8 protein-coding genes are annotated in these 7828 nt (G+C 69.5%); all 8 read left to right on the top strand.

Going from position 1 to position 7828, the window contains the following annotated elements:
• Positions 1-139 precede the first annotated feature (139 nt).
• The 8 genes from ACFVWD_RS43410 (at position 140) to ACFVWD_RS43375 (ending at position 7816) form a co-directional block, all read left to right on the top strand.
• Positions 140-784 (top strand): HAD family hydrolase, encoded by a 645-nt coding sequence (locus ACFVWD_RS43410; RefSeq protein ID WP_389603466.1) that lies wholly within the window; start codon positions 140-142, stop codon positions 782-784.
• A 133-nt stretch (positions 785-917) separates the two neighbouring features.
• Positions 918-1640: a VC0807 family protein gene (locus tag ACFVWD_RS43405; RefSeq protein WP_389603464.1), complete on the top strand. Its 723-nt coding sequence runs from the start codon at positions 918-920 to the stop codon at positions 1638-1640.
• 60 nt (positions 1641-1700) lie between these two features.
• Positions 1701-2951 carry an MFS transporter gene (locus ACFVWD_RS43400; RefSeq protein ID WP_389603462.1) on the top strand — a complete coding sequence of 417 codons (1251 nt, stop codon included), beginning with the start codon at positions 1701-1703 and terminating at the stop codon, positions 2949-2951.
• Entirely contained in the window at positions 2902-4074 is a 1173-nt protein-coding gene (locus tag ACFVWD_RS43395) for an acetoin utilization protein AcuC (RefSeq protein WP_389603461.1), read from the top strand. Before ACFVWD_RS43400 ends, ACFVWD_RS43395 begins: the two co-directional genes overlap by 50 nt.
• 853 nt (positions 4075-4927) lie before the next feature.
• The gene (locus tag ACFVWD_RS43390; RefSeq protein ID WP_389603470.1) at positions 4928-5743 is read left to right on the top strand and encodes a phosphatase; all 816 of its coding nucleotides are present in this window, start codon (positions 4928-4930) and stop codon (positions 5741-5743) included.
• 129 nt (positions 5744-5872) lie between these two features.
• Positions 5873-6085, top strand: coding sequence for a helix-turn-helix domain-containing protein (locus ACFVWD_RS43385; protein ID WP_004984898.1), 213 nt, complete (start codon positions 5873-5875; stop codon positions 6083-6085).
• 165 nt (positions 6086-6250) lie between these two features.
• A complete protein-coding gene (locus ACFVWD_RS43380; protein WP_003948845.1) occupies positions 6251-6349 on the top strand; it encodes a 30S ribosomal protein bS22 in 99 nt (32 codons plus the stop codon).
• 405 nt (positions 6350-6754) lie between these two features.
• Complete coding sequence (locus tag ACFVWD_RS43375; protein ID WP_389603468.1) at positions 6755-7816, top strand: NAD-dependent epimerase/dehydratase family protein; 1062 nt, start codon at positions 6755-6757, stop codon at positions 7814-7816.
• Positions 7817-7828: the final 12 nt, after the last annotated feature.

Genomic DNA, 7828 nt, shown 5'->3' with positions numbered 1-7828 from the left:
TAAGCCTCACAGCGCCGATGGTACTGCAGGGGGGACCCTGTGGGAGAGTAGGACGCCGCCGAACTAATTTTAGGGAGAACCCCCGTACCGGGAAATCGGTACGGGGGTTTTCTGCGTTCAGGGGACCTAGGGTTTTGTCATGCGCTATGACCTGGTGATCTTCGACAACGACGGCGTCCTCGTGGACAGTGAGCCGATCTCCAACACGATCCTGGCCGCCTATCTGACCGAACTCGGGCACCCGACCTCGTACGAGGAGTCCATCCGGGACTACATGGGGTCCGCCATGCACCGCATCCACGAGCTCGTCCTGGAGCGGAGCGGGCAGCGGCTGCCGGAGGAGTTCGACGACGTCTTTCACGGGCGGGTGTTCGCCGCCTTCGAGCGGGAGCTGCAACCCGTTCCCGGTGCCGTGCAGCTGCTGGAGAAGCTGGCCGCGGACGAGGTCCCGTACTGCGTGGCCTCCTCCGGGAGCCATGAGCGGATCCGGGTGGGGCATCGGAAGACCGGGCTCGACCGGTGGTTCGACGAGGGGCGTGTCTTCAGCTCGCAGGACGTGGGGCGGGGCAAGCCGGCACCCGATCTGTTTCTCCACGCGGCCGAGCGGATGGGCGTGGCGCCGCACCGGTGTGTCGTTGTCGAGGACAGTCCACTCGGGGTGCGGGCTGCGAACGCCGCCGGGATGGACGTGTACGGGTTCACCGCCATGACACCGGCCGCCAAGCTCACCGGTGCCACTCAACTCTTCTCCGAGCTGGGTGAGTTGGCTGACCTGCTCGTATGACGACACCCACCGCCCGGCACTGACATTTGTCACGCCCAGCTCCGGACGATCGTTTCTGTTGGCGAGTGGGGTCCGACCGCGAAGCTGAGTACATCGAACGGGACGTACACAGCGACGACGGAGGGACCCGATCATGAGCATCACGGCCATCGAGACCAGCACTGGAGCGACCACCGTCGAGGCACCGGCCGCCACGAGCGCCGATGTCGCCGCCAGGCCCAGCTTCCTGCCGCTGATCCTCGACGTGGCGGTGCCCGTCGGGTCGTACTACCTCCTCAAGAACGGGTTCGGCATGAGCACCATGGCGGCCCTCGGCTGGAGCAGCGTGGTGCCGGCGGTGCGGACCGTGTGGAGCGCGGTGAAGGAGCGCAAGGCCAACGCCCTGGCCGGGCTGATTCTGTTCGTCAACGTCGTCGGGCTCGCCCTCAGCCTCGTCGCCGGTGACCCGCGTCTGATGCTGGCCAAGGACAGTGGGGTCAGCAGCGCGATCGGCATCGGCATCCTGGTGTCCGTGAGGCTCGGCAGGCCGATGATGACGGCGGGCATGAAGCCGTTCCTCATCAAGGGCGACGCGGCCAAGAACGCCGCGTGGGACCGGCTGGCGGCCGGCTCCCCGCGGTTCCGGAAGGCCGAGCGGACCTTCTCCCTGGTCTGGGGCGTGGCGCTGCTCGGGGAGTGCGTCGCACGGGTCGTGGGCGCGTACACCCTGCCGGTCGACACGATGGTCTGGCTGGGCACGGTCGTGATGATCGGTGCGATCGCGCTGGCCATCCTGGTAGCTGGGCGGCTGGCGGTCGTTCCGATGGAGAAGATGCTGGAGAACGAGGTCGCCGGGACCATCCAGCCGAAGAGTTGAGCAAAATTCATCTTCGGCTGGATCTACCCACCGGTAAGCCGGGGCCCTACGCTCGCCGCCATGACAGATGTGCTGCGGCGCGGTAGGGCCTCTTTGGCGTTCAGTTTCTTCGCTCAGGGCGCCACCTTTGCCCTGCTCGTGACGCGCATCCCGGCCATCCAGGACCGGTACGGCGTCTCCGACGCGTTGCTGCCCGCGTTCCTGGCCGCCGTGCCGATCCTCGCCGGGGTCGGCAGCGTGACGACCGAGCAGTTGGTGAGGCGAATACGGCCCAGTCGGCTGCTGCGCTGGTCCCAGCCCGTTGTGCTCCTCGCGCTGCTCGGGGTCGGGTCGGGGGACCGGCTGGTCGAACTGGCGGTCGCGCTCGGCGCCTTCGGGCTCGCGGTCGGCGCGCTCGACGCCTCCATGAACATGCTCGGGGTGAGCCTCCAGCGGACGTACGGGCGCAGCATCATGCTCGGCTTCCATGCCACGTACAGCCTGGGCGGGATCGTGGGCGCCTCGCTCGCGTGGGTCGGGGCGCACTGGCATCTCTCGCTGTTCGTGTCCTATCTGCCGGTGGTGCTCGTGCTGCTGCCGGCGGCGTTCGTGGGGAGTCGGTGGTACGTCGACGCGGGCGCCGCTTCTGTTCCTGAGGCCGCTGCCGAGGGCGAGGCCGCTGCCGAGGTCGGGAAGGGGCAGGGGCAGAGTGGGGCCCTGGTCTTCAGGCTGCTGTTGCCGCTGTGTCTGGTGATGACGTTCGCGTACATCGGGGACTCGACAGTTTCAAACTGGAGTGCGAAGTATCTGCAGGACGTGCTGGGCAGTTCGGAGCAGTTGGCGACCGTTCCGTACAACGTCTACATGGTGATGACACTGGTGGGACGGGCCGTCGGGGACTTCGGGGTGCGGCGGTTCGGGGCGGTGGCCGTCGTACGGCTGGGTGCGGTCGTGGCGGCGCTGGGGTTCGCGGTGGTGGCGGTGGCGCCGGGGGCGTGGGTCGGGATGCTCGGGTTCACGTTGCTGGGGCTGGGGTTGTGTGTGCTGGTGCCGCAGACATTCGCGGCGGCCGGACGGCTGTTCCCGGGGGCTTCGGATGCGGCCATCGCGCGGCTGAACATCTTCAATTACGTCGGGTTCTTGATCGGTTCGCCGTTGGTGGGGGCGTTGGGCGACGCCTGGAACTACCGGGGCGCCATGCTTGTACCGATGGTGTTGGTCCTGGCGACCTTGGGGTACGCCCGCTCGTTCGCGCCCGAACCGGACCGATACGGTGACGGACATGAGCGGCCGCGCACAGCTGATGTGGGACGAGGCAGTAACGGGCTATGACTTCGGCCCGGACCATCCGATGGATCCGGTCCGGCTGGCGCTGACCCGGCGACTGGTCGATGCCTTCGGGCTCGACCGGGAGGTGGATGTCGTCGCGGCGAAGTCGGCCGGGGAGTCGACGTTGCGGCTCGTGCATCGTGAGGACTATGTCGAGGCGGTCAAGGCCGCGTCGGTGGATCCGGGGGCCGCGGACGCCTCGTACGGGCTCGGGACCATGGACGATCCCGCCTTCGCGGGAATGCACGAGGTGTCGGCGCTGATCGCCGGGCAGTCGGTCGGGGCGGCGGAGGCGGTGTGGCACGGGGACGCGCTGCACGCGGTGAACTTCGCGGGTGGGCTGCACCATGCGATGCCGGGTGGGGCGTCCGGGTTCTGCATCTACAACGACGCCTCGCTCGCGATCGCGCGGCTGCTGGAGCTGGGGGCCGAGCGGATCGCGTACGTGGATGTCGATGTGCACCACGGGGACGGGGTGCAGGCGGCGTTCTGGGAGGACCCCCGGGTTCTGACGATCTCGCTGCACGAGCATCCGCGGACGCTGTTCCCGCAGACCGGGTGGCCGGAGGAGACGGGGGCCTCCTCGGCGGAGGGCTCCGCCGTCAATGTCGCGCTGCCGGCCGGGACCGGGGACGCGGGGTGGCTGCGGGCGTTCCACTCCGTGGTGCCCGAGCTCGTCGCCGAGTTTCGGCCGCAGGTGCTTGTCACCCAGCACGGTGCCGACACCCACTTCGAGGATCCGCTCGCTCATCTCGCCGTCTCGCTCGACGCGCAGCGGGCCGTGCAGGTCGCCTGTCACGACCTGGCGCACGAGTACGCCGACGGGCGGTGGGTCGCGTTGGGTGGGGGCGGGTACGCGGTCGTGGACGTCGTACCGCGGTCGTGGACGCATCTGGTCGCCGTCGCGGCGGGGCGGCCCATCGACCCCGAGACGGTGATTCCCGAGAGCTGGCGGCAGGAGGTCTTCGCTCGTACGCGGCAGTTGGCGCCCGTGCGGATGACGGACGGGCGGTGGCCCGTGTCCTGGAAGGGGTGGGAGTCCGGGTACGACCCGGCGGACCGCCTCGACCAGGCGATCGTCGCGACGCGCCGTGCGGTGTTCCCCCTACGCGGCCTCCTCCCCTAACACCCACCAGCCCCCACCACCGCATCCCCGCCCCCTGAGCTCCCGTCCCCCCGGCGGGGCTGCGCCCCGGGGGCTGTGGCCCCCGACCTCTGGGGGGGGGCTGCGCCCCCGCACCCGGCGGGCTCTGCTCCGGACTTCCCGCGGTGTATGCCCGTTCCCTCGGCGGGGCTGCGCCCCGGCCCCCTTACGGGGCCGTGTTCCTGTATCCCACCTGGGGAGTCTCTGCCCCGGACCTCCCGCGGGGCTGGGCTTCGGAACCCCCGGCGGGGCTCCGCCCTTGCACCCCGCGGCTCCGCCCTTGCACCCCGCGGCTCCGCCCCTGCACCCCGGGGCTTCGCCCCTGACGTCCCGGCGTATGTGCCGCGGCATCCCCGGGGCTGCGCTCCGGACCTCCCGCGGGGCTCCGTTCGCATTCCCTTGGCGCGCCTGCGTCCCGGACTCCTTTGCGGGGCTGCGCCCTTGTATCCCAACTCGGGCTCTGCCCGAGACCCCGGCCGGGCTCTGCCCGAACCCCCGGACCTCCCGTGGGGCAGTGCCCCGTCCCCTCGGCGGAGGTGCGCCGCAGACCCCCCAGCTGGGCTGCGCCCCGGACCCTCGGCGGGCTGCGCCCCGGACCCCGGCGGGGCTGCGCCCCGGACCCTCGCCGGGCTGCGCCCCGGACCCCGGCGGGGCTCCGCCCCGGCCCCCAGTGGGGCTCCACCCCGGCCCCCGGCGGGCTGCACCCCGGCCCCCCGGGGACTCCGCGTCACCCCCCGGCGGGGAACAGCCGGGGCAGAGTGTGCATTACGCCAAGTGTGGGGCGTTTTCGGGAAATTCGGGGTTAAGGGGGTTCATGTGCGTCAGCATCGCTGTCGTGTTGAGCACCGGAGCATTACGTGCGCACCTGCTGGCGGCCCGGTTGGCCGGGCCCGTTGCGACCTCGCGTGAGGAGAGTCTGCGGAGCTATCGCCTCTTCGCGGCCCGCGATCCCCGTGTGCTGCTCGGGCTCGATCCCGAGTGGACGTGGGAGCAGCGGGATCTGATCGAGTTGATGGCCGACAAGTGTGGAGTTTCGGCCGATCCGGCGCACACGAGTGGGCATGATGTGATCGACCCCGAGCGGACTTTGGTCGCACTCGATTCCTTCGCGGCGCGACTCGCGGCGGCGGCCCGGAAGCGCGAGGCGGTACTCCTCGGGACCGGTCATCCGCACCGTCTGCTCGGTTTCTACGCCGCCCTTGCGGACGCCCTGTCGGCGGCGGGATGTACCGTCCTCACCCCCGCGCAGGGTAGCTCTGTCGACATAACGACCCGGTTCGGCCTACGCACGTACAACCTTGACTACGTACAAGGTGTCGCGCTGGTACGCGAACCCGCCGCCCAAGCCCCCGGTGGTGCGACCGGCGCACACACCCACTCGCCGCTGCCGGTTCGGACCGTTCTGGCGGCTGCCGCGGAGGGCGGCGGGCCGCTCCCGGAACTCGTCATCGGGGACCACGGCTGGGTCTGCGGAGCAGGTCAGCTGGGGTTCGAGGCGATGGGGCTGGCCGATACGGACGATCCTGCGCTCTTCGTCGGAGAGGCAGAGGGGCGGGTGTCCCTCGTCGTTCCGCTTGATGACGCTGTGCGGTCTGATTACTACCGACCGCTTACTCGCTATGTACTCAATCGAGCGTGTCTGTCACAGTAGGCGGCCGATGCCATCCCCTCTTCCCCACTCGCATCACCCGCCCCTACATTGGGGAGTGAGCACGCAACGACGAAGAGTCACCGGAAGGGGAAGCCGGTGGCCGTCGAGTGCGGAAGGTTCAGGTGTGTCATGGCTGCAGCTGGCGAGAGGCCTCTGAACGAGGTTCAGTTCCTTACCGTGGCGGAAGTCGCCTCGGTGATGCGAGTGTCGAAGATGACCGTGTACCGCTTGGTGCACAGCGGTCATCTGCCGGCGATCCGGGTGGGGAGGTCCTTCCGGGTGCCGGAGCAAGCGGTTCACGAGTACCTCCGCGAGAGCTATGTGGGGGTGGAGACAGCCTGACGGATGCTTCGAGGGGTTCCCGAGAGGGTCTTGTGGCCGCCTCGGGAATCCACTCGGATCCCCTCGATTACGACCTCAGCGCTCGGACGGGTAGGCTGGCCCCTCATAGGTCGTGTGGGCCCATGCAGCCCAGCACCGAGTAAAGAGAAGTGAGCGAGGGTAGTCGTGGGCTCTGTTATCAAGAAGCGGCGCAAGCGGATGGCCAAGAAGAAGCACCGCAAGCTGCTCAAGCGCACTCGCGTTCAGCGTCGCAACAAGAAGTAGGGCCGTGCCCCGCATCGCCGGGGCTCGTCCTTGCGCTTGTGCGAGCGCTGCGAACGGCGCGCTCTGTGGCCCCCCACCGGCCGGTGGGGGGCCACAGCCGTTTTCCGGCCGGAGTCAGGGCCCTCGGCTTCCGCCGTCGCGGCGGCTTTCGCCCAGAGCGGGTACTTTCCGTGGAGAGCGGGCGCGCGTCTCCTGCGCGAGGGCCCCGGAGGGCGATGCTGTGCATACGCCCATGTGGCGTGTGGCTTGGTCTGATCGTATGTCCGTGGCTGTCGTCACTTCGTGCATCGGGTGGTCATCACAGCGCAACATCAACCCGCTAGGTTGGCGGCACACGGGGAACACGGCAGGGTACGAGCAGAGCTACGTCCGCTCATGTCCAGAACGGGAAGAGAGGCGCTGATCTTGGGGAAGGTCGTGCTCGTCACCGGAGTGGCCCGTCAGCTGGGAGGCCGGTTCGTACGACGGATCCAGCGTGACCCCCAGGTGGACCGGGTGATCGCCGTGGACGCGGTGCGGCCCGACCACCATCTGGGCGAGGCCGAGTTCGTCCAGGCCGACATCCGCCAGCCCACGATCGCCCGGGTGCTCGCCGAGCACTCCGTCGACACGGTCGTCCACATGGACGTGACGGGCATCGCGCTGGGCGGCGGCAGCCGGACGACGGTCAAGGAGACCAACGTCATCGGCACCATGCAGCTGCTGGGCGCCTGCCAGAAGTCCCCGTCGGTCAAGCGGCTCGTCGTGAAGTCCAGTACGAACGTCTACGGGTCCGCGCCGCGAGACCCGGCCGTGTTCACCGAGACCACCCCGCCCAAGTCGCTGCCCAGCGGCGGCTTCGCGAAGGACACGGTGGAGGTCGAGGGGTATGTGCGTGGCTTCGCGCGGCGGCGGCCCGACGTCGCCGTGTGTGTGCTGCGGTTCGCGAACATCCTCGGGCCGAGCGCCGACTCGCCGCTCGCCTCGTACTTCGCGCTGCCGGTGCTGCCGACCGTTTTCGGCTACGACCCGCGGCTGCAGTTCGTGCACGAGGACGACGTGATCGAGGTACTGCGGATCGCCTCGCACGATCCACAGCGCGGCACTCTCAACAGCGGCACCTTCAACATCGCCGGAGACGGCGTCCTGTTGCTCTCGCAGTGCGCTCGACGCCTGGGGCGCCCCACGGTGCCCCTGCTGCTGCCGGCGCTCAGCTGGGCGGGCACGGCGGTGCGTACCCTGGGGGTGACGGACTTCTCGCCGGAGCAGCTGCGGCTGCTCACCCACGGCAGGGTCGTGTCGACGAACCAGATGCGCGAGACGCTGGGCTACAAACCGAGATACTCGACCGCGGAGACCTTCGCGGACTTCGCACGCAGCCGGGGGCCCGGACTCCTGCCCCCCGAGGCCCTCGCTGGGGCCGTCGACCGGATCGCCGCGCTGCGTTACGTGGGCGGCGGCAACCCCCCGACACTGAGCGCCAACTGAGGAGCGCATCGA

This window comes from Streptomyces sp. NPDC058086, from assembly GCF_042885015.1.
Classification (GTDB): Bacteria; Actinomycetota; Actinomycetes; order Streptomycetales; family Streptomycetaceae; genus Streptomyces.
This window is presented reverse-complemented; position numbering and strand designations above follow the sequence as displayed.

What these genes read in the sequence shown, in the direction of transcription:
- ACFVWD_RS43410 (WP_389603466.1), top strand. Translation starts at nt 140, where the DNA reads ATGCGCTATGACCTGGTGATCTTCGACAACGACGGCGTCCTCGTGGAC.
- ACFVWD_RS43405 (WP_389603464.1), top strand. Translation starts at nt 918, where the DNA reads ATGAGCATCACGGCCATCGAGACCAGCACTGGAGCGACCACCGTCGAG.
- ACFVWD_RS43400 (WP_389603462.1), top strand. Translation starts at nt 1,701, where the DNA reads ATGACAGATGTGCTGCGGCGCGGTAGGGCCTCTTTGGCGTTCAGTTTC.
- ACFVWD_RS43395 (WP_389603461.1), top strand. Translation starts at nt 2,902, where the DNA reads ATGAGCGGCCGCGCACAGCTGATGTGGGACGAGGCAGTAACGGGCTAT.
- ACFVWD_RS43385 (WP_004984898.1), top strand. Translation starts at nt 5,873, where the DNA reads ATGGCTGCAGCTGGCGAGAGGCCTCTGAACGAGGTTCAGTTCCTTACC.